16 protein-coding genes and 2 pseudogenes are annotated in these 20,964 nt (G+C 46.3%); 10 read left to right on the top strand and 8 right to left on the bottom strand.

Annotation, left to right across the window (positions count from 1 at the left end; all coding sequences use genetic code 11):
- Positions 1 to 2 precede the first annotated feature (2 nt).
- From V7K97_RS17885 to recR, 4 genes and pseudogenes are all read left to right on the top strand, one after another.
- Positions 3 to 293: pseudogene (locus V7K97_RS17885) on the top strand (chorismate synthase); the annotation flags it as partial.
- A 128-nt stretch (positions 294 to 421) separates the two neighbouring features.
- Positions 422 to 2,227 (top strand): hypothetical protein, encoded by a 1,806-nt coding sequence (locus V7K97_RS17880; RefSeq protein WP_334802355.1) that lies wholly within the window; start codon positions 422 to 424, stop codon positions 2,225 to 2,227.
- A gap of 2 nt (positions 2,228 to 2,229) precedes the next feature.
- Positions 2,230 to 2,604: a hypothetical protein gene (locus tag V7K97_RS17875; protein ID WP_334802354.1), complete on the top strand. Its 375-nt coding sequence runs from the start codon at positions 2,230 to 2,232 to the stop codon at positions 2,602 to 2,604.
- A 134-nt stretch (positions 2,605 to 2,738) separates the two neighbouring features.
- Positions 2,739 to 3,296, top strand: a complete 558-nt coding sequence (gene recR, locus V7K97_RS17870; RefSeq protein WP_334802353.1) for a recombination mediator RecR — start codon at positions 2,739 to 2,741, stop codon at positions 3,294 to 3,296.
- A 396-nt stretch (positions 3,297 to 3,692) separates the two neighbouring features.
- Here the strand turns inward: recR and V7K97_RS17865 are convergent, their stop codons facing one another.
- The 6 genes from V7K97_RS17865 to V7K97_RS17840 form a co-directional block, all read right to left on the bottom strand.
- On the bottom strand, positions 3,693 to 4,700 hold the full coding sequence (locus V7K97_RS17865) for an aldo/keto reductase (RefSeq protein ID WP_334802352.1): 1,008 nt from the start codon (positions 4,698 to 4,700) through the stop codon (positions 3,693 to 3,695).
- A gap of 73 nt (positions 4,701 to 4,773) precedes the next feature.
- Positions 4,774 to 5,553 carry a carboxymuconolactone decarboxylase family protein gene (locus V7K97_RS17860; RefSeq protein WP_334802351.1) on the bottom strand — a complete coding sequence of 260 codons (780 nt, stop codon included), beginning with the start codon at positions 5,551 to 5,553 and terminating at the stop codon, positions 4,774 to 4,776.
- A 213-nt stretch (positions 5,554 to 5,766) separates the two neighbouring features.
- Positions 5,767 to 6,750 carry an aldo/keto reductase gene (locus V7K97_RS17855; RefSeq protein WP_334802350.1) on the bottom strand — a complete coding sequence of 328 codons (984 nt, stop codon included), beginning with the start codon at positions 6,748 to 6,750 and terminating at the stop codon, positions 5,767 to 5,769.
- Between the two features lie 31 nt (positions 6,751 to 6,781).
- Positions 6,782 to 7,633 carry an aldo/keto reductase gene (locus V7K97_RS17850; RefSeq protein WP_334802349.1) on the bottom strand — a complete coding sequence of 284 codons (852 nt, stop codon included), beginning with the start codon at positions 7,631 to 7,633 and terminating at the stop codon, positions 6,782 to 6,784.
- A 152-nt stretch (positions 7,634 to 7,785) separates the two neighbouring features.
- A complete protein-coding gene (locus V7K97_RS17845; RefSeq protein WP_334802347.1) occupies positions 7,786 to 8,844 on the bottom strand; it encodes an NAD(P)-dependent alcohol dehydrogenase in 1,059 nt (352 codons plus the stop codon).
- A 12-nt stretch (positions 8,845 to 8,856) separates the two neighbouring features.
- Positions 8,857 to 9,267, bottom strand: coding sequence for a (R)-mandelonitrile lyase (locus tag V7K97_RS17840; protein ID WP_334802346.1), 411 nt, complete (start codon positions 9,265 to 9,267; stop codon positions 8,857 to 8,859).
- A gap of 209 nt (positions 9,268 to 9,476) precedes the next feature.
- On the opposite strand from V7K97_RS17840, the gene V7K97_RS17835 reads away from it, so the two are divergent.
- Complete coding sequence (locus tag V7K97_RS17835; protein ID WP_334802345.1) at positions 9,477 to 10,457, top strand: AraC family transcriptional regulator; 981 nt, start codon at positions 9,477 to 9,479, stop codon at positions 10,455 to 10,457.
- A 411-nt stretch (positions 10,458 to 10,868) separates the two neighbouring features.
- On the opposite strand, the gene ribBA is transcribed toward V7K97_RS17835, so the two are convergent.
- A complete protein-coding gene (ribBA, locus tag V7K97_RS17830; protein ID WP_334802344.1) occupies positions 10,869 to 12,539 on the bottom strand; it encodes a bifunctional 3,4-dihydroxy-2-butanone-4-phosphate synthase/GTP cyclohydrolase II in 1,671 nt (556 codons plus the stop codon).
- 333 nt (positions 12,540 to 12,872) lie between these two features.
- Here ribBA and argC point away from each other — a divergent pair, with 333 nt between their 5' ends.
- On the top strand, positions 12,873 to 13,931 hold the full coding sequence (argC, locus tag V7K97_RS17825; protein ID WP_334802343.1) for an N-acetyl-gamma-glutamyl-phosphate reductase: 1,059 nt from the start codon (positions 12,873 to 12,875) through the stop codon (positions 13,929 to 13,931).
- A 73-nt stretch (positions 13,932 to 14,004) separates the two neighbouring features.
- Here the strand turns inward: argC and eno are convergent, their stop codons facing one another.
- Positions 14,005 to 15,294 carry a phosphopyruvate hydratase gene (gene eno / locus V7K97_RS17820; protein WP_334802342.1) on the bottom strand — a complete coding sequence of 430 codons (1,290 nt, stop codon included), beginning with the start codon at positions 15,292 to 15,294 and terminating at the stop codon, positions 14,005 to 14,007.
- A 247-nt stretch (positions 15,295 to 15,541) separates the two neighbouring features.
- Here eno and gloA point away from each other — a divergent pair, with 247 nt between their 5' ends.
- The 4 genes and pseudogenes from gloA to V7K97_RS17800 all read left to right on the top strand — a co-directional run.
- Positions 15,542 to 15,976, top strand: coding sequence for a lactoylglutathione lyase (gene gloA / locus V7K97_RS17815; protein WP_334802341.1), 435 nt, complete (start codon positions 15,542 to 15,544; stop codon positions 15,974 to 15,976).
- 501 nt (positions 15,977 to 16,477) lie between these two features.
- Positions 16,478 to 19,120, top strand: a complete 2,643-nt coding sequence (gene clpB / locus V7K97_RS17810; RefSeq protein ID WP_334802340.1) for an ATP-dependent chaperone ClpB — start codon at positions 16,478 to 16,480, stop codon at positions 19,118 to 19,120.
- Between the two features lie 425 nt (positions 19,121 to 19,545).
- Positions 19,546 to 20,283 (top strand): phosphoribosylaminoimidazolesuccinocarboxamide synthase, encoded by a 738-nt coding sequence (purC, locus tag V7K97_RS17805; RefSeq protein WP_334802339.1) that lies wholly within the window; start codon positions 19,546 to 19,548, stop codon positions 20,281 to 20,283.
- Positions 20,284 to 20,430: 147 nt separating this feature from the next.
- A pseudogene (locus V7K97_RS17800) lies at positions 20,431 to 20,964 on the top strand (BamA/TamA family outer membrane protein); the annotation flags it as partial.

Raw genomic sequence — 20,964 nt, 5'->3', positions numbered from 1 at the left:
CGTTTGTAGATGAAAATGGTGAAATTCGCAGAGTAACTAACCGTTCTGGTGGTATTCAGGGGGGAATTTCCAACGACGAAAATATCATTTTACGAGTTGCGTTTAAGCCGACGGCGACAATTAGAAAAGAGCAAAAAACAGTAACTCGTGAAGGTGAAGAAACCCTATTGGCTGCCAAAGGACGACACGATCCTTGTGTGTTACCCCGTGCAGTTCCAATGGTTGAGGCGATGGTGGCGCTGGTGTTGTGTGACCATTTGTTACGGCATTATGCACAGTGTAAGGTATTGTAGGGATTATATTTTGACTTTCAGAAAATATTTATGCTTCGGGGGTGGGTGTCTGACTCGCCCTTTTTTATTGGTATTGCTATAGTAGCGGATAACACATTTAACTACGTGCGATCGCATCTACTATCAACATGGCTAAAGAGTCTCAAAATCGGTTAAAACACTTTACTGCTTTAAAGTCCAGGTATCAAGCAACTCAATATCAAGATTCATCACCCGCTAGTCTGCTGTATCTCATACTACGAAAACTTGACTTAGGAGTTGAACTCCTCGACTTAGAATCCAATTGGTTGGAAGAGTCTAAGCTTGAGGAGACTTTAGAAGTTATCAAGCAAGAACAGCAATATAGAGTGCAAGAATTCGGAAATCTAGAATTTGAATTCTCCAAATTAAAGTCTAAGTATAAAGCTACAAATTATAACGTTTCCTGGCAATCTAGTCATCTCTATTTCATTCTTTTGAAACTGGAGTCAGGAAATTTCCTTACTGATTCAGAGGTTAAATGGCTAAGAGCAAATGGTTTATATGAAACCAATAAAATTGCTCAAGAGGTAAAACTATTTAGTCAACTTAAATCTAAATATAAAGCTACTCAGTATCAAGACTCATATCCTGATAGTCCACTTTATCAAATACTCAAAAAATTAGAGTTAACAGAACGTTTAAGTAATTCTGAATATAATTGCTTGATCAATTACCAACTCTTGGAAACAGCAGAAATTTTTAAACAACAAGAGTCAGTAAAAGAAACTCACTTTGCTCAGTTAAGAGAGAAATATCAAGCGAATCTACACTCTGATTTATCATTATCCAGTCCACTATATCTAATACTCCAAAACATTGACACTCAAAATAATTTGAATGAGTTAGAAATTAACTGGCTGGAACAGCAAGGACTTAGCGAAACAATTACCATTGCTCAAGAATTGCAACAAACACGAGAATTTGCTGCTTTGAAAGCTAAGTATAAAGCAACTGAGTATCAGGATTCATCCCCTAAGAGTCACTTGTATAAAATTCTCAAAAGGCTTGAGTTGTCCAATCAGTTAGGCGAACAGGATATTAACTTTCTCAAAAAACGTAAGCTGAATGAGATTATAGAAATTGCAAATGAAAAATACGCCTCTACCCTAAAATCTAAGATCGATTTAGGAGAACTACTTAATGAATCAGAAATTGATTGGCTGAAAAATAATAGACGTGAAGATATCATTATTCTCGCTCAACAAAAGCACTTCGCTATTCTCAAGAGAAAATATAGATTGATATATCTTTCACTTGCGCTAGAGCCATTTTACGCGATCATGGTCAAATTAGAGAAAAAAGAACGGCTAGATCCTAAGTTGGTTTTGCAGCTTATGGAAGAGGAACTATTATCTCCTGGCGGGAAAATTGCTCTTGCGTATTACAGGCTAGAAGCAGAGTTTTATGAGCAGGAATTTCACCGCACTGGAAATAAATGGGATATTCCCACCGCTAGTAGTTATTGGCGCAAAGCAGATGAACCGGAACAGGCATTAAAACTTACTAACTTAGACTTAAACCAAATCAGAGAAAGCAAGCTAAAGTCAGCAATTTCAGTTACTAGAGGTGCAGCATTCAGGGATATGGGTAACTTAGCTGATGCAGAGATTTGTGCGAAAAAAGCTATGGAATATCACCCTGATAGTCATCAACCTTATACCTTAATGGGTGCTATATGTTATGACAAAAGTGACTATCCAAAAGGAGATTATTGGTATGAACAAGCAATTAAACGCGGTGCTAAACCGGAAGATATAGATGATGAGAGAAAACGAGTAGTCAGGAGTACAAAAGATGAGAATAAACGACATGAAGCAGCAGAATATTTACTGAGAAAAGATTCACAACGATATGCTTGGGCTAAGTCTTATCTCAAAAAATCGTGTTTGGAAGCTAAAAAAGGAGATGATTAATAATGCAATATAAATTCTATATTTTGAAGGTTTTAACCCTAATCTTTGCAATTTTTGTGTGGTGGATGAGTGGGAATATAAATGTAACTGGAATGCAAGCAGTTGCCGCATCTTGCCAAAAAATCGGGCAGATACAAAGTATAAAATATGCCACAGTAGAACGAAAGCAACCTGGAAGTCAGTTCCAAAAGGTGGCAGAGGGTACAAGTTTATCCAAAGGTGATCTACTCAATACAAAATCGAAGGCAGGGAAAATTGTTATAGTTAAAATTAGCTGTACTGACCCTTCACTGCCGAATTGGATTTTGTCTGGAAACAGTCTAGCAGGGGTAAATAACCGATGCACGCCAGGATCGAATCCAAACATTCCCATCTGAATAGGTAAGCCTCATTAGGCTACCTCTGTATTGTCTTTTATATTTTGGTAAAAATGTCATCATAGTTAAAGTAAAAACATTCTGGAGACAAGACAACGGTTTACGCACGCCCTTTAGCACGGTTAATTGAACAATTGCAACGCCTACCGGGAGTTGGTCCCAAAAGTGCCCAACGACTGGCTTTGCATATTCTGAAGCGGCCAGAAGCAGAAGTAGAAGCTTTGGCACAAGCTTTAATTGAGGCAAAAAAACAGATAGGCTTGTGTTCTGTTTGCTTTCACTTATCTGCTGAACCTATTTGTGAAATTTGCCGCAATCCCAACCGTGACAACAACACTATCTGTGTTGTAGCAGATCCCCGCGATGTGATTGCGCTGGAAAAAACCCGCGAATACAAAGGGAAGTATCACGTTTTGGGTGGGGTGATTTCGCCAATTGATGGAATTGGACCAGATCAGTTGACTATACTAGCTTTACAGCGTCGGGTGAGTCAGCAAAAACCTCAAGAAGTAATTCTCGCAATTAGTCCGAGTGTAGAAGGAGAGACAACAACACTGTATATCGGTCAGCTACTAAAACCATTTACCAAGGTGACGCGGATTGCTTTTGGTTTACCTGTGGGTGGCGATTTGGAGTACGCAGATGAGGTAACTTTGGCGAGGGCGTTGGAAGGACGCCGAGAGTTAGATTGAACCCGGCGGGTCAAGACCTAATAATTCTATCAGCAAATTTTGCCGCTGTCTTTCAAAGTTGCTCCTCTTGGGGAGACCCCAAGACCGCACTTTGCGCTTCGTCATACATAAGCGTATTTGTTTTTGCTGACGCCAAAAAACAATACTGGATGCAATCCTCACTTCGTGGCGCTGTTCGCGAACATCCCCCGCTCACAATGCCCACGTTATGAGTACATTGTTCGCGTTAGCGTCTGTCTGCGACACGCTCCGCGAACGCAGAGAAGCTGGGGACTTCCGCGACGCGTTAAGGCTGAAAAGCTTACAGCATAGTGGTTGTAAGCTTTTCAGCCTTTTGCACGTGTTGCCTTGCTTAGTGAGCTAAGGAATGCAACCAGAGAACACATTTTTTGCCGCTCAACGACCGGTCATTTGCTCCAGCTTTTCGGGGTATCTAGCCCCTTGCACCACGATCTTTGAGGCGGCGTCATCGATGTCACGCAGATCGTTGGGCGTGAGTTCGACTGAGACGGCCCCGATGTTTTCGTCCAAGCGATGCAGCTTCGTGGTGCCTGGGATCGGAACAATCCAGGACTTCTGGGCTAGCAGCCAGGCGATCGCAATCTGAGCAGGTGTCGCCTGCTTCTGTTCTGCAATGCCGCCGAGCAGATTAATCAGTGCTTGATTCGCCTTGAGCGCCTCGGTTGTGAAGCGAGGCAGGGTGCTGCGGAAGTCGGAGCTATCGAAGGTCGTGCTTTCGTCCATCTTGCCAGTGAGAAAACCCTTACCCAGAGGGCTGTACGGGACAAAGCCGATTCCGAGTTCCTCAAGGGTCGGTATCACTTCCTTTTCAGGAGTCCTTGTCCACAGCGAGTATTCGCTCTGGAGTGCCGTCACAGGCACAACCGCGTGGGCGCGACGGATCGTTTGCACTCCTGCTTCCGAGAGTCCAAAGTGCTTCACCTTCCCTTCCTGAATCAGTTCCTTCACCGCTCCTGCCACGTCTTCGATTGGCACGTTTGGGTCAACTCGGTGCTGATAGAGCAGGTCGATTGTCTCGACCTTAAGCCGCTTGAGCGAACCTTCGACGGCCTGCTTGATATGCTCCGGTCGGCTATTCAGTCCGGGCGCACCCTTCATCCCACGGGGATCGGAATTAGGACTAATGTCGAATCCAAATTTGGTAGCAATGACCACTTGCCCACGGAAGGGAGCGAGGGCTTCGCCCACCAGTTCTTCGTTCAAGAACGGGCCATAGACCTCGGCGGTGTCAAAGAATGTAACGCCGCGTTCGACGGCAGCCCCCAGAAGAGCGGTCATCTCCTGTATGTCTTTGGGTGGGCCATAAGAAAAGCTCATGCCCATACAGCCCAGACCGATCGCCGAGACTTCCAAATTACTGTTTCCAAGTTTGCGCTTCTGCATTTTTTGAACTCCTATCTTTGAATTAAAGGAATGTGAGAACATATTCTTCGCTAGTCAATCGTGATCGTCGCCATTACTCCGTCGCCACTTCATTCAGGCATTTCAACGCATTCAGTGTTCGGGGATATCCCACCCAGGGTAACAATTGTGTAATCAGATCCAGCAGTATGTCTTTGCCGTTTCCGATATTCAGGTTGCCTTGAATGTGCCCCTTTATCTGTGATTCAACCCCGCCCAGAGCTATGAGGATAGACAGTGTGATTAGCTCCCTTAGTTTGATGTCTACGCCATTGCGGGTGTAATAATCGCCAAAGCAATTGGCAGACAGAAACCTTTGAATGTGCAGTTGGTCTTTGAGCGATCGCTCATACATTTGATCGATCGTCTCGCCGAACACAGCTTTCTGTATTGCCAGCCCTTTGTCGTAGCGTGTTTCCGGGCTGGTGGTCGATTGCCCTTCTAAAGGTAATTGAATGCCCCTGCTGGACATCACTTCATTAGTGGCATGAACGAAATCAAATGCTTTCGCCATACCCACGTAAGGTACTGACTGATACAGGATCTCTTTGATTTCAATCGGCGTTACTCCGACATTGAGCGCAGCGGCCACCATCACCCTGTATTCGCTGACTGCCTGACTGCCGATGATAGACGCCAGAATCAGCACGACTCTTGTCTTTGTATCCAGCTTGCTCTCAGCAATTACTTCGTCGAAGGCGAAGTTGTCAAAGACTTCGATCAGTTCAGGGTCGGTTATTTTCAGGGTCGATTTGTGGTTTGGAAAGAGTTCCTCATGATTTTTATCTGCCGCTTCACTTATCCTCACAGAGTCCTTCTGCGGTGTATTTGTCATCCGCACCTCCTTATTTGGGTTAAAGTTCTATGGTTGGCGATTCCGTCTATAATCCAATACGCTTGGGTTAAGGCTAAAACTGTTTATCAAAGTCAATTTTTTTAACGTAGACGCTTCTCTACGAGACGCTACGCGAACGGCTTCCCGCAGGGTACCGCAGAGGCGCAGAGGAAACAGAGAGAAGAAAAAAATGCTTAACTGAACTGTATTGGTCTATAATCCCGTTCGCTTTTCCAACTCTTCAGGATAGCGATCGCCTTGCACTGGAATTTGCGCTAATGCCGCGTCGATGCTCTTTAATTCGTCCTGCGTCAGTTCGATGTCTGCTGCCGCAATGTTTTCTTCCAGGCGGCTCAATTTGGTCGTGCCGGGAATGGGCACAATCCACGGTTTTTGCGCCAGTATCCAGGACAGGGCGATTTGCGCTGCTGTAGCTTTCTTCTGGTTTGCCACCTCTTTCAACAAATCCACCAAGGACTGGTTGGCATCGAGAGCCTCCGGCGTAAACCGGGGAACGATGCTGCGGAAGTCGGATTTGTCGAATTTTGCGTCCTTGCTGATACTGCCTGTCAGGAAGCCTTTACCCAAAGGACTAAAGGGCACAAAACCGATCCCTAGCTCTTCTAGGGCAGGCAACAAGGCTTCTTCCGGCCGTCGCCACCACAGGGAGTACTCACTCTCAACGGCAGTTAACGGTTGGACTGCGTGCGCTCGGCGCACGGTCTGTACACCCGCTTCTGAAAGCCCCCAATGTTTGATTTTGCCTTCACCGATCAAGTCTTTGATGGTTCCGGCTACGTCTTCGATCGGCACTTGGGTATCTACACGGTGCTGGTAGTACAAATCAATCACGTCGGTGTTTAAGCGCTTCAGCGAACCTTCTATGGATTCCCTGATTCCTGATGGCTGACTGTCCTGCACCTGCTTACCGTCCTGTACCTTGATGCCGAACTTCGTGGCAATGACGATGCGATCGCGGTAGGGTTTGAGCGCTTCGCCCACCAATTCTTCATTGGTGAAGGGTCCATACATTTCGGCTGTATCAAAAAAGGTAACGCCACGCTCCACTGCGGCTTGGAGCAGCGAGATGCTTTCTTGCTTGCTGAGGGTATGGCTGTAGGCATGGTTCAGCCCCATACAGCCCAGCCCGATCGCCGAGACTTCTAAGTTGCTTTTTCCAAGTTTACGTTTTTGCATGATACTTCTCTTTTGTTAGTTTCAAATCGGCTCAGTCATGGATCTTTCTGGTGCCCAACGCTTTGACGATGGCGGGATCACGATGGTCGAAAAAGCTGCTCTTCTTCGTGTCCAGCGAGATAATCGCATTCATATCTGCGGGACTTAGCTCAAAATCGAAAATGTTGAAGTTCTCAACCATCCTTTCCGTCCGAACGGATTTCGGAATCGCCACCACTCCTCTTTGTGTCAGCCAGCGCAGAATCACCTGAGCAACGGTTTTCTGGTATTTCCCGGCGATCGAAAGTAGTAGTTCATTGCTGAAAATGTTGTTCTTACCTTCCGCAAAGGGTCCCCAGGATTCGATCTGCACCTTGTTTTCCTGTAAAAATTTTTGGGTTTCAATTTGCTGATTGAAGGGATGAGTTTCGATCTGGTTAACCACCGGAACCACTTCGTTATGAATGATCAGGTCTATGAGCCGATCGGGATAGAAGTTGCTGACACCAATGGCTTTGGTGCGACCCTCTCGATAAAACTCTTGCATTGCCCGCCACGCACCGTAAACGTCGCCGTAAGGCTGGTGGATCAAATACAAGTCTAGGTAATCCAATCTCAGCTTGTCCAACGATCGTTGAAAAGCCTTCTTGGTACTTTCGTAATCGGCATCCTGAATCCAGAGCTTGGTGGTGATGAAAATCTCGTCTCGCGCCACCCCGCTCTTTTGGATGGCTTTGCCGACGGCTTCTTCGTTGCGGTAAGAAGCTGCCGTGTCAATTAGACGGTAGCCGATTTTAATCGCGTCCGAGACGCTTCTTTCGCACTCTTCCAGATCAGTCATTTGGAAGACACCGAATCCCAAAATGGGCATTTCCAACCCGTTGTTCAAGACAATCTTCTGCATAATTTCTCCTTTTACCGCAGCTTGACCCGATATCGGCGAGAATGGCAGCCGTAGCTCAGTTTTGTACAGCTAAGGTCAAGAACCGAAACTTCCAGATGGCTGTTGCCAAGTTTGCGCTTTTGTATTGTTACCCCTTCGAGGTTTTACCTCGGTTATTCAGATTTAAGGGATGCCATATCAATACAGAAGCGGTATTTCACATCGGACTTGAGCAGTCGCTCGTAGGCTTCGTTGACCTTCTGGATGGGGATGACTTCGACATCTGCGGTGATGTTATGCTCGCCGCAAAAGTCGAGCATCTCCTGAGTTTCGGCGATGCCGCCGATGTTAGAGCCGGAGAGACTGCGGCGGGCCATGATCAGGCTGAATGCCGAGACATCCAGGGGTTTTGCGGGTGCGCCAACCAGGGTAATGTTGCCGTCGCGGGTGAGCAGGTTAAGATAGGCGTTGATGTCGTGATCGGCGGAAATGGTGTCAAGGATGAAGTCGAAGCTGCCTGTGTGCTTATGCATCTCCTCGGCGTTGCGGGAGACGACCACTTCATCGGCACCAAGGCGGAGTGCGTCTTCCTTTTTGTTGGGCGAGGTGGTGAAGACGACGACGTGGGCACCGAACGCACGGGCGAACTTCACGCCCATGTGACCCAGTCCACCAAGACCGACCACACCAACTTTCTTGCCCTTGGTGACACCCCAGTGGCGCAGGGGCGAATAGGTTGTAATCCCAGCACAGAGGAGCGGCGCGGCTCCAGCGAGATCGAGGTTGGAGGGAACGCGCAAAACGAAGCGTTCATCGACGACGACGCTATCGGAGTAGCCCCCATAGGTGACACCTCCAAGGTGCTTGTCGGGGGAGCCGAAAGTGAGGATCTGGTTCGGGCAGAAATTCTCAAGCCCAGCTTTGCAGTTCGGGCAGGTACCATCTGAATCGACCAGGCAACCGACTGCGGCGAGATCGCCGGGCTTGTACTTGGTAACTGCCGAGCCGACCTTGGTGACGCGACCGACGATCTCATGACCGGGGACAATCGGGTAGACAGTGGACATGATACTGCTCCACTCGTTACGCACCGAATGGAGATCGGAGTGGCAGATGCCGCAGAAGAGGATTTCAATCTGCACGTCGTGTTCGGTTGGATCGCGCCGCGCGATCTTGGTGGAGGACAGAGGTGATGTTGCACTAGCTGCGGAATAAGCTTTCGTGTTGTACATAAATTGATGCTCCTATTTGTCTACTTTTGGCGTCTGGTATTGTTCGTCGCTGACCTTTTCCAGCCAGTCCACAGGCTTACCATCAAGCCATTCCTGAATGGCGATGTGCGTCATGGACGTGGTTGCTGTAGCACCGTGCCAATGCTTCTCACCCGGCGAGATCCAGATCGCGTCCCCCGGTCGAATTTCCTCGATCGAGCCGCCCCAGCGTTGTACGAGGCCACAGCCAGCTGTCACGATCAGGGTTTGTCCCAACGGGTGGGTATGCCATGCTGTCCTAGCGCCAGGCTCAAACGTGACACTGGCACCAGACGTGCGTGCTGGATCGTGTGCCTCGAACAGGGGGTCAACGCGGACAGTGCCGGTAAAATACTCAGCCGGTCCTTTGGCGGAAGGCTGTGAGCCACTTCTTTTGATGTCCATTGTCTTAATTCCTTTACTTAATGTCAGTTTGGTAGCTAGTAGGCAAGTCTCTTGCCCAATCAAAACTGAGTTTTATCTTGAATAAAAATCCAGAATGTTTATAAGAAGCCGAAATCATTTTTCCTTGCTTTAGCTTCATTCTACGAATCTTCAAGCGCAAGCAATAAAACAATCGTCTAAGATTGTTGTACAATCCTGCAAACTTAGAAATGAACGCTGCCAAAACGAGTGAAAAGTCCGATATCGCTTTCATGAACGATCCGCAGGCAAAGCGCGAGGCAGACAGAGCGCAAGCCCACAGAGACGAACTGACTGAGCGGATTGCCCAGGCGATTCGTCATGATGGGACGATTGAGCCACTGAAAGGATTGCACTTCAACCGCGCCTCCTCGCCTTCGGAATGCCTTCATAGTGTCTCTATCCCTGCCTTTTGTGCGATCGCTCAGGGCAGCAAAGAAGTTCTTCTGGGTAGCGATCGCTATCAGTACGACCCGATGCATTATCTGCTGGCTACGGTCGAACTGCCGATTGTCAGCCAAATTCTGGAAGCGTCCAAGGCGCAACCGTACCTTAGCCTTCGTCTGGATCTCGACCCCACCCTCGTTGGCTCAGTGATGGTCGAGGCTGGGTATCCCTCATCGCGCAGCCGTGCTGATGTGAAAGCGATTGACGTAAGTCCGTTGAATGCAAATCTGTTGGACGCTGTGGTGCGGCTCGTCAGGCTTCTAGATTCCCCTGGTGAAGCTCATGTTCTCGCACCACTGATTAAGCGGGAAATTATTTACCGACTCTTGATGGGAGAGCAAGGTAATCGGCTCCGTCATATTGCAGTTCTCGGTGGCTACACCTACCACATCGCCAGAGCCGTCGAGCGACTTCGTAAAGACTTTAACGAGCCGATCAAGATTGAAAACATCGCCCGAGAAATGGGAATGAGTGTTTCGGGCTTTCACCATCACTTCAAGTCTGTCACTGCAATGAGTCCCTTGCAGTTCCAAAAGCAACTGCGGCTCCAGGAGGCTCGCCGTCTGATGCTGGGGGAAAACCTTGACGCTACCAGTGCTGCCTACCGAGTGGGGTATGACGATGCCTCGCACTTCAACCGAGAGTACAAGCGGCTCTTTGGTGCCCCACCGATGCGCGATGTGGAGCGGCTGCGAGAGGCTGCTAGGGAGACTGCTTCAATTTGATTGTGACATACTCCACACACTCCCTTTCAGGTGAGTGTGGGCTTCTCAGTGACTCCTCTAGGAGGACATTAACTGAGCTTTAAAGCCCTATGCCCTAGGGACTTTTGCAGATAATTTCAAACTTTTTTGATAGGCTGCTTTTCAGCATTTAATTGAGTTACACCTACTGGTTAAAATTATATCAAATATTTTGAATCCGACGCGGGAGTACCCGCTAACGCTTCTCTGCGAGACGCTACGCGAACGCTATCATCGACCAACATTGGTGATTTCGCTTGCGCTCAATTTTGCTCGTTGGTCAATTCGTCACTCACTCGTATTCATGAGGCAGCGCTTTGGGCGGGTTTCCCGACTTGTAGCGACTGCCGTTTCATCACCTCACTATCGGGTAGGTGAGAGGCTTCTACTGTTTCAGCTAAAGCTGTAAATTTGTTGTGTCTCCAAGCGATCGCTAATCGATGAAGGCAGTGTACCATCCGAGAACATCTGCCGATCGAGTTGGACTTGTAAATTACTCAAAGGATCGCAACCAGAAGAAATCAGAAATTCTAGTTTCTGGATGTATGGCAAAGTTGCTAGGTTGTCCAGAATTTGAAAGATTGCTTGTATATAAGGATGACCACTTTGTTGATACCAATCACAGCTAGCAACTTTTGGCTGATCAAAACCCAAGTGTACTGTTAAAGATGGCTCGTCAAATATAGCGATCGCTAAGGGACGCGCTTCTTCCTGCAATAATAAATCATTACTTCTAGCTAAGTGCCGCAGTTTTTCTAAACGTTCATAGCGTTCCGTCACAACTTCTGGTTCATCTTGCCAGTGGATTGCTACTGTTACTAGATAAGTTTGTAACAACAGATGACCCAGCTTTTTCGCCTTTGTCGCTAGATAATAGGAATTGTACTCAGTTGCCTCAATTAACAATGGCAGGCGATCGACTACTTCCAATCCATAACCCTTGACTCCAGCAATTTTGCGGGGATTATTGGTAATCAGGCGAATCTTTTTAATACCCAAGTCCATGAGTATTTGTGCCCCCATACCGTAGTCTCGCAAGTCGGCGGGAAATCCCAAACGCTCATTTGCCTCTACTGTATCCAGCCCCATATCCTGCAACGAGTAGGCTTTCAGCTTATTAATCAAGCCGATTCCCCGTCCTTCTTGGCGCAGGTATACAACTACACCTTGACCAGCAGCCTCAATCATTTTCAGTGCTGCTTGTAACTGCATTCGACAGTCGCATCGCAAAGAACCCAAAGCATCACCGGTTAAGCATTCTGAGTGCATCCGCACCATCACAGCCTCATCTTTGAAGTTAGCTGGATCGCCCTTGACAATTGCAACGTGTTCTGTATTATCCACAGTATGGCGATAGGCATAAATTTCAAACTGACCGAATTCACTAGGCAGCTTGGTAACGACTTCACGATACACTAGGCGATCGTGCTGTAGGCGATAACTGATTAAATCCGCAATACTAATAATTTTTAAATTGTGACGTTTAGCGTATTCAACTAGCTGCTGCAACCGGGCCATTGAACCGTCAGGGTTTTGAATTTCACAAATTACCCCCGCCGGGTATAGCCCTGCTAGTCGAGATAAGTCTACAGCCGCTTCCGTATGTCCTGCGCGTTTGAGTACGCCTCCATCTTTAGCCCGAATGGGAAAAATATGACCAGGACGACGTAAATCTGTCGGTTTTGTCGCTGGGTTAAGAGTAACCTGGATAGTGCGGGCGCGGTCTTCTGCCGAGATGCCTGTGCTGACGCCTAATTCTGGACCGGCATCAATACTGACAGTGAAAGCAGTTTGATTAGTATCTGTAATGTTGCTTACCATCAAGGGTAAGTCTAACTCGTCTAGGCGATCGCCTGTCATTGCCAAACAAATCAGTCCTCTAGCTTCCACCGCCATGAAATTAATCGTGTCGGGTGTGGCAAATTGGGCAGCACAAATTAAGTCGCCTTCATTTTCTCTATTTTCATCATCTACCACTACAATCACACGACCAGCTTTTAGGTCTGCTAAGGCGGCATCAATGGAATCAAATTTAAAAGCTTGTGTAGTATTAGGCTGTGACACAGAAAGATTTCCAGCTACCAACGTAAATTTTTTTAACAATTTCTTCTTTTAGATTGTAGCTCCTTTATAAGGCAGAGAAGTAGACTAGCAATGATTTGATAAAGTGGCAAAAATTTTTGCCACTTTATCAAGTGCAGCGACAGTAAAAGATGACTGCGATGAGGGGGATGAGTAAGAATAATAAAGAATTGTTTGTTTGCTCCCCCTACTCCCTCATCTCCCCCTGCTCCCTCATTTCCCGGTTTGGGGCGTTTTGTACCCTGTGCATCTAGTCGCTGATATTGTTGATAGCTGAGAACGAGTTAACCATTCATGGGATAAGGATTTTAGATCATGGGCAAATTTAGACGCGTACCCGTTGGGATTGTTGGCGCGTCGGGCTATGGCGGAGTACAGTTAGTACGACTACTGATGGATCATCCAGAAGTCGAATTGGTTTATTTAGGTGGTGAGAGCAGTATTGGGAAATCCTTGGGGGATCTCTACCCGCATCTGGCTCATGCAGTGAACCTGCCAATAGAGGCGGTAGAACCAGAAATAATTGCTCATCGCTGTGAAGTAGTTTTCCTGGCTTTACCAAATGGTCTGGCTTGCCAAATTGCGCCAAAACTGTTGGAAAAAGGATGTAAAGTACTAGATTTGAGTGCAGACTATCGGTTTAGTGATTTGACAACTTATACAAATTGGTATGGTACAGAGAGAAGCGATCGCACAATTGCAGCTACAGCAGTTTATGGATTACCAGAACTTTATCGCGATCGCATTGCCGAAGCTCAACTTATTGGCTGTCCTGGTTCCTATCCTACTGCGAGTCTCCTTGCACTTTCGCCACTCTTAAAGCAAGGTTTAATCGTACCAGAAACAGCTATTATTGATGCAAAGTCTGGCACATCTAGCAGTGGACGGCAACCTCAAACTAACTTATTACTAGCTGAAGCCGACAACTCTATAGCAGCTTTCAACATTGGTCGTCACCGTCATACCCCAGAAATTGAGCAAATTTGCAGTGACTTAGCTGGTCACGAACTCATGATCCAATTTACACCGCATCTTATCCCAATGGTACGTGGTATTTTGGCAACGGTATATGCCACAATGCGCGATCCTGGTCTAGTGCGAGATGACTTAATCACAATTTTTTCAGCCTTCTACCGCAACTCTCCTTGGGTGAAAATCTGCGGTAGCGGCATTTACCCCCAAACCAAGTGGGCTAACGGCACTAATCTTTGTTATATCGGTGTAGAAGTTGACCCGCGCACAGGTCGCGTAATTGTCATGTCCGCAATTGACAATCTAATTAAAGGACAAGCAGGCCAAGCGATTCAGTGTCTAAACCTAATGATGGGCTGGGATGAAACTTTGGGATTGCCTAAACTTGGTTTCTATCCGTGATGAATGGGGAGTGGGGAGTGGGAATGGGGAAATACTCTACTCCCTACTCCCTATTCCCTACTCCCTCATCTCTCTACTTCGGCCCTAACCCCACAGCACCAGCATAAACAGCGCGATTGCCTAGTTCATCTTCAATTCGCAGCAGGCGATTATATTTTGCTACCCGTTCGCTGCGACACAGAGAACCTGTTTTGATTTGACCGGCACGGGTTGCTACAGCTAAATCAGCGATCGTTGTGTCTTCGGTTTCACCAGAACGATGGCTAATTACTGAACGGATACTGTTACGAGTTGCCAAATCAATGGTTTCTAAGGTTTCGGTAAGAGAACCAATTTGATTGAGTTTAATCAAAATTGCATTAGCGGCTTTTTCCTGGATGCCTCTTTGCAAGCGAGTGGCGTTGGTAACAAACAAATCATCCCCTACCAATTGCACCCGCGAACCTAATTTCTGGGTCAGCAATTGCCAACTTTGCCAATCTTCTTCGTGCAAGCCATCCTCAATTGACACAATTGGGTATTGATCAACCAATTGTCCTAAATAATCAATAAACTCAGCCGGAGTGTGAGGTTTACCATCGTAAACATACTGTCCATTCTTGTAAAACTCGCTAGCCGCCACATCCAGCGCCAAAGCGACTTCTTCCCCTGGCTTATAACCAGCTTTCTTAATGGCAGCAACCAGCAATTCCAAAGCCACCTGATTAGACTCTAGGTTAGGGGCAAAACCGCCTTCATCGCCTACACCAGTCAGCAAACCCTTCTCATCTAATACTTGACTGAGGGTAGCAAACACCTCTGCACCCCAGCGCAACGCTTCCCGAAAGGAAGTTGCGCCAATTGGGACAATCATAAACTCTTGAAAATCTACGTTATTTGAGGCGTGTGCGCCACCGTTAATCACGTTCATCAACGGTACTGGGAGTAAATTCGCTAAAGGTCCACCCAAATAGCGATACAGAGGAATTGCTAGAGATTCAGCACCAGCTTTAGCAGCTGCTAAGGAAACCCCCAAAATCGCATTAGCCCCCAAATTGGATTTGTTGGCAGAACCATCTATAGCGATCATTGTGCGATCTAACAGTTCTTGGTTGAGGGCATCTAAGCCTAACAATTGTGGTGCAAGCGCTTCTCGGACGTTTTGTACTGCCTTGAGTACGCCTTTGCCCCCATAACGGCTTTTATCGCCATCACGCAGTTCATGAGCCTCAAAAGTGCCAGTGGAGGCACCACTGGGAACCTGTGCCAGTCCGACAACACCATTGGCTAAATGTACTTCGGCTTCAATTGTTGGTCTACCGCGTGAATCAAGAATTTCACGGGCGGCGATCGCTTCAATGGTAGTATCTAGAAATTTACTCATCTGTACTTTATCCTTTATTCGAGTGTGTTACGCATCCAGTCCAGTTGCCTAACCCAATCGTTAGCTTATGCTGTTAAGAGACTTTGTTGGCTGAGATTAAAGAATATTTCCACAGATTAGGTTAAAAAGCTTCTCAAAGATCAATAGCAACCGGATTTAGATTTTGTCCAAATGCGATCGCATCTACTAAGGTTTGTAGAATATTGGCAGATAACAATACTGAACTGAGTAGAGAGAGAAGGTCACTATGCGATTACTACACACAATGCTGCGAGTGGGCAACCTTGAAGAGTCTTTAAAATTCTACTGTGAAATTCTCGGAATGAAATTACTCCGCCGAAAAGATTATCCAGGGGGAGAATTTACCCTAGCTTTCGTTGGCTACGGTGATGAAAGCGACGAGGCAGTGATTGAACTAACCTATAACTGGGGTGTGGAAAAGTACGAATTGGGTAATGCTTACGGTCACATTGCCCTTGGCGTTGATGATATTTACGCTACGTGTGAAGAAATCCGCAATCAGGGCGGTAAAGTCGTGCGCGAACCAGGACCGATGAAACATGGTTCCACAGTAATTGCTTTTGTGGAAGATCCAGATGGGTATAAAATTGAACTAATTCAACTAAAAACTCCAGAATCAGCAGTCAAACAGGAATCACAAGAGCAACTTGTAAGTCAGTAATCATTATACGTGATTTGCAAAAAAAATAAATTATCTGCCAGTCTTTTCCCACACCAACTTTAATGGCTAAATAAGTTCGTAGTCAGGACTTTAGTCCTTGGCTTGAGCGCTCAAGCACTCACTACGAACCCAGAGATATCTTGAAAAGTTGAACCGGTAGACCCGTAGGGGCAATTCATGAATTGCCCCTACACCTTCCGATATAACGTTGTACCGCAATCTGAATGGGAACCGCTATAAAAGTGAGGCGTACCCGTCGTAGACATCGCTCCAGCCGCACGATCTGGCAAAGTCTGCTCATAACAGTATTTTCGTCTTAAATTAGGAAATAGGTAATCGATTATAACTATCACCAATTACCAATCCCAAATTGCCACCGGAGATACACGCGGATATACACCGATAATGTTTGGATAATTATCTAAGGAGTAGGGTTACAACCACTCCCCAATCCCTAATACCCAATCCGCACTCCCTAAACTAAAAATCAAAATTCTAAAGATGCAACCTACAGATCCAAATAAATTTACTGATAAAGCCTGGGACGCAATTGTTAAATCTCAGGATATAGTCCGTGCTTATCAACAACAGCAACTAGATGTTGAACATTTAATTATTGCCCTATTAGAAGAACCCACAAGTTTAGCAATACGTATCCTGGCTCGATCTGAGGTCGATCCAATCCGCTTGCAGGAGCAATTAGAAGCCTTTACCCAACGTCAGCCGAAAGTTGGTAAAAGCGATCAGCTTTACCTTAGCCGCAATTTAGATGTTTTACTAGACCGAGCCGATGAAGTTAAAGTCAGGATGAAAGACTCCTACATTTCGGTGGAACACATACTTTTGGCCTTTGCTGAAGACGATCGCATTGGACGAAAGATCCTCAAAGGCTTTAGTGCCGATGCCGCTAAACTAGAAGCGACGATCAAAGCCGTTCGCGGTAGCCAAAAGGTGACGGATCAAACCCCAGAATCCCGCTATGAAGCCTTACAAAAATTTGGTAGAGATTTAACAGAACAGGCAAAAGCTGGAAAACTCGACCCAGTAATTGGGCGGGATGACGAAATTCGGCGGGTAATTCAAGTCTTGTCTCGTCGTAGCAAAAATAACCCCGTATTGATTGGTGAACCTGGGGTAGGTAAAACTGCGATCGCCGAAGCTTTGGCGCAGCGTATGGTAAATGGTGATGTTCCCGAATCTCTGAAAAACCGCAAACTCATTTCTTTAGATATGGGTAGTTTGATTGCTGGGGCAAAATTACGAGGTGAATTTGAAGAACGCCTAAAAGCAGTTCTCAAGGAAGTTACTGAATCTAACGGTGACATTGTTCTATTTATTGACGAACTGCACACCGTAGTCGGCGCAGGTTCCAACCAACAAGGGGCGATGGATGCGGGAAATCTGCTCAAACCAATGCTGGCGCGGGGAGAACTGCGTTGTATTGGCGCTACTACCTTAGACGAGTTCCGCAAACATATTGAGAAAGATGCTGCCCTAGAACGCCGCTTTCAGCAAGTATTTGTCGATCAGCCAACTGTGGAAAATACTATTTCCATTCTGCGGGGATTGAAAGAACGTTATGAAGTTCATCACAACGTCAAAATTTCTGATTCGGCTTTGGTAGCAGCAGCAACCCTGTCAGCGCGTTATATTAGCGATCGCTTCTTACCAGATAAAGCCATTGACTTAGTAGATGAAGCCGCAGCCCAGTTAAAAATGGAGATTACCTCCAAACCAGCCGAATTAGAAACCATCGATCGCCGCCTCATGCAGTTAGAAATGGAAAAGCTGTCATTAGCTGGTGAAGAAAAGAGTACTCCCCAAACGAGAGAGCGTTTGGAGCGAATTGAGCAAGAAATCGTCAATTTAACGGGAAAACAGCAAATATTTAATGAACAATGGCAAGGTGAAAAGCAGATACTCGAAGCTATAAGCGCCTTAAAGAAAGAAGAAGATGCACTGCGAGTGCAAATCGAACAGGCGGAACGTGCTTATGACCTGAATAAAGCTGCTCAACTGAAGTATGGCAAATTAGAAGGAGTACAACGCGATCGCGAAGCCAAAGAAGCGAGCCTTTTAGAAATTCAAAACCAAGGTTCCACCTTATTGCGAGAACAAGTTACCGAAGCCGACATTGCCGAAATCGTCGCTAAATGGACAGGAATCCCTGTCAATCGCTTGTTGGAATCGGAACGGCAAAAACTACTGCAACTAGAAAGTCATTTACATGAACGAGTCATTGGGCAAGAAGAGGCTGTAGAAGCAGTAGCCGCCGCAATTCGTCGCGCCCGTGCGGGGATGAAAGATCCCTCACGTCCCATTGGTTCATTTATGTTTATGGGACCTACAGGTGTGGGCAAAACCGAACTCGCCCGTGCTTTAGCTCAGTTTCTCTTTGATTCTGATGATGCTTTGGTGCGCTTAGATATGTCTGAGTATATGGAAAAACACTCAGTTTCTCGCCTTGTGGGAGCGCCTCCAGGATATGTAGGATATGAAGAAGGCGGTCAACTTTCCGAGGCGGTTCGCCGCCGTCCCTATTCGGTGGTGCTGTTGGATGAAGTGGAAAAGGCGCACCCCGATGTGTTCAATATTTTATTGCAAGTCTTAGATGATGGGAGAATTACAGACTCTCAGGGAAGAACGGTAGATTTTCGTAACAGCGTTATTGTCATGACCAGTAACATCGGTAGCGAACATATATTAGATGTATCTGGTGATGATTCCAAGTATGAAACGATGCGGAAGCGGGTAATGGATGGGTTGCGATCGCATTTCCGCCCCGAATTTCTCAACCGCGTCGATGATATTATCCTCTTCCATACCCTCAGTCGCACGGAAATGCGGCAGATCATCCGTATTCAACTCAAGCGGGTAGAAAATCTCCTGCGCGAGCAAAAAATCTTCTTTGAGATATCGCAATCCGCCTGCGATCACCTTGTCGAATCAGGCTATGACCCAGTTTACGGTGCCCGCCCACTCAAACGGGCAATTCAGCGAGAAATAGAAAACCCCCTCGCCACCAAATTATTGGAAAATACTTTTATCTCTGGAGACACGATAATCATTGACAAAAACGAAAACGGTCTGTCTTTTAGTAAAAAAATGCCTGCGAAGGTATCAGTACCACAGATTGCCACATAACACCTGGCGAATTTAATAAGAGACAGTTCTCATTGGTGTTAACTTTAAACCACATCTATCTTGAAACCTGTAGTTTTTCCCTGATGAAAAGGATTTGCCCTCATCCCCCAACCCCTTCTCCCAGATATGGGAGAAGGGGAGGCAGAATTTCAAAGTCCCTCTCCCAGACATGGGAGAGGGATTTAGGGTGAGGGCAAAAACTACGGTTCTCAAGTTAGATGAGGTTTAGCTAAAACTCCTTTAAAACTTTGTTTCCAGCCTCCGGCTGGAAACGCTCTTGATTGTGGCAGAACTGCAAATCAAGAGATGGCATCCCCATATCCTCTGAAAATAATCACCAATGGCTAATAGTTAATAACTAAAGATAAAATGGTGAAGCCTCAAAGGACAAATTTTGTCCATCGCCTAGAAATTTACCTGCCACCATGTCTGTTAATTCCAAGTTATACGAAGGCAAAGCGAAAATTCTCTATACAACGGACGATCCCGAAGTCTTGTTGGCTGATTTTAAGGACGACGCCACGGCGTTTAACGCCCAAAAGCGTGGCAGCATCCAAGGAAAAGGAAAAATAAATTGTAGCATTTCCAGCCAACTTTTTAAACAGTTGGAGGCTTATGGTATAAAAACTCACTTTCTCGATAGCCCTGCTCCGAATCAGATGCGGGTGAGGGCAGTAAAGATTTTACCCTTAGAAGTAGTGATCAGAAATATTGCTGCTGGCAGTTTGTGTCAGCAAACAGGATTACCAGTGGGTACAATTCTGAAACAGCCTTTGGTTGAGTTTTATTACAAAAACGATCAGTTAGGAGATCCTTTGTTGACACGCGATCGCCTATACCTACTAGAACTAGCTACTGCGGAACAAGTAGACGCAATTACACATCTAGCATTGCAAATCAATGAATTTCTCCATAAATTTTGGCAGAAGTGCGGCATTACCCTAGTAGACTTCAAACTAGAGTTTGGTTTGGACTCACAACAGCAGTTGCTCTTGGCAGATGAAATTAGCCCCGACACCTGCCGTTTGTGGGATACCGCCGAAGAAGACTCAAACCACCGGGTAATGGACAAAGACCGCTTTCGCCGAGACTTAGGAAATGTAGAAGATGCCTACCAGGAGGTTTTACAAAGAGTGCTAAAAGCAGTAGGAAGTAATAGTTAAGTGGGTAAAAATCAATTAAACTCGTGTGAATTGTCCTTTGTCACGAATCTTTTGTAATTGATAGCCAATAACTAATGACAAATGACTAATGACAAATGACTAATTTGTGATGGTGTGTGTGTGGTCGTGAAGAGGAATCTAAGTAAAATGCGTTTATCTCCCGTATTGCTGGCAGTAGTAGCAATTGCAGTCCCTTTGGGCGGCTCATTGAGTGCAAAAGCCGAAACCGCCAACAGTTCAAAACAGACAACAGAAGTTTTGACATTAGAAACAAATCAGCAGCCAGAAAAGGACACTGGTCAAAGTAACTCTAGTAAAAGTCTAGAATCTCTATCTCAACCCGCAGAGGTTAAAGAGGCGGAAAATCCACAATCTCGCATTGTCGCAATTTACCCTGCCAATCCAGCAGCGATGCCTGGGTTGGGCTACGCCTACGCGACCCCACAGGTAATGGCACCAACCTCCACAAAGCTAAGAACTGCACAAACCACTCAAATCAATCCCAGCCCTACTCAACAGCCATCTACGACTCCAGACATTCCACCGCCAGCTATTCAACAACCAACGCCTTCCCCAACTCCTGAGACCACTCCAGTCCCAGAAAATACCAATCCACCGACAACGGAACCTTTATTACCCACAAATCGCCAGCCATCAGCAACTCCAGACACTCCATTCCCA

It is taken from the genome of Nostoc sp. (assembly GCF_036917815.1).
GTDB lineage: Bacteria > Cyanobacteriota > Cyanobacteriia > Cyanobacteriales > Nostocaceae > Nostoc.
This window is presented reverse-complemented; position numbering and strand designations above follow the sequence as displayed.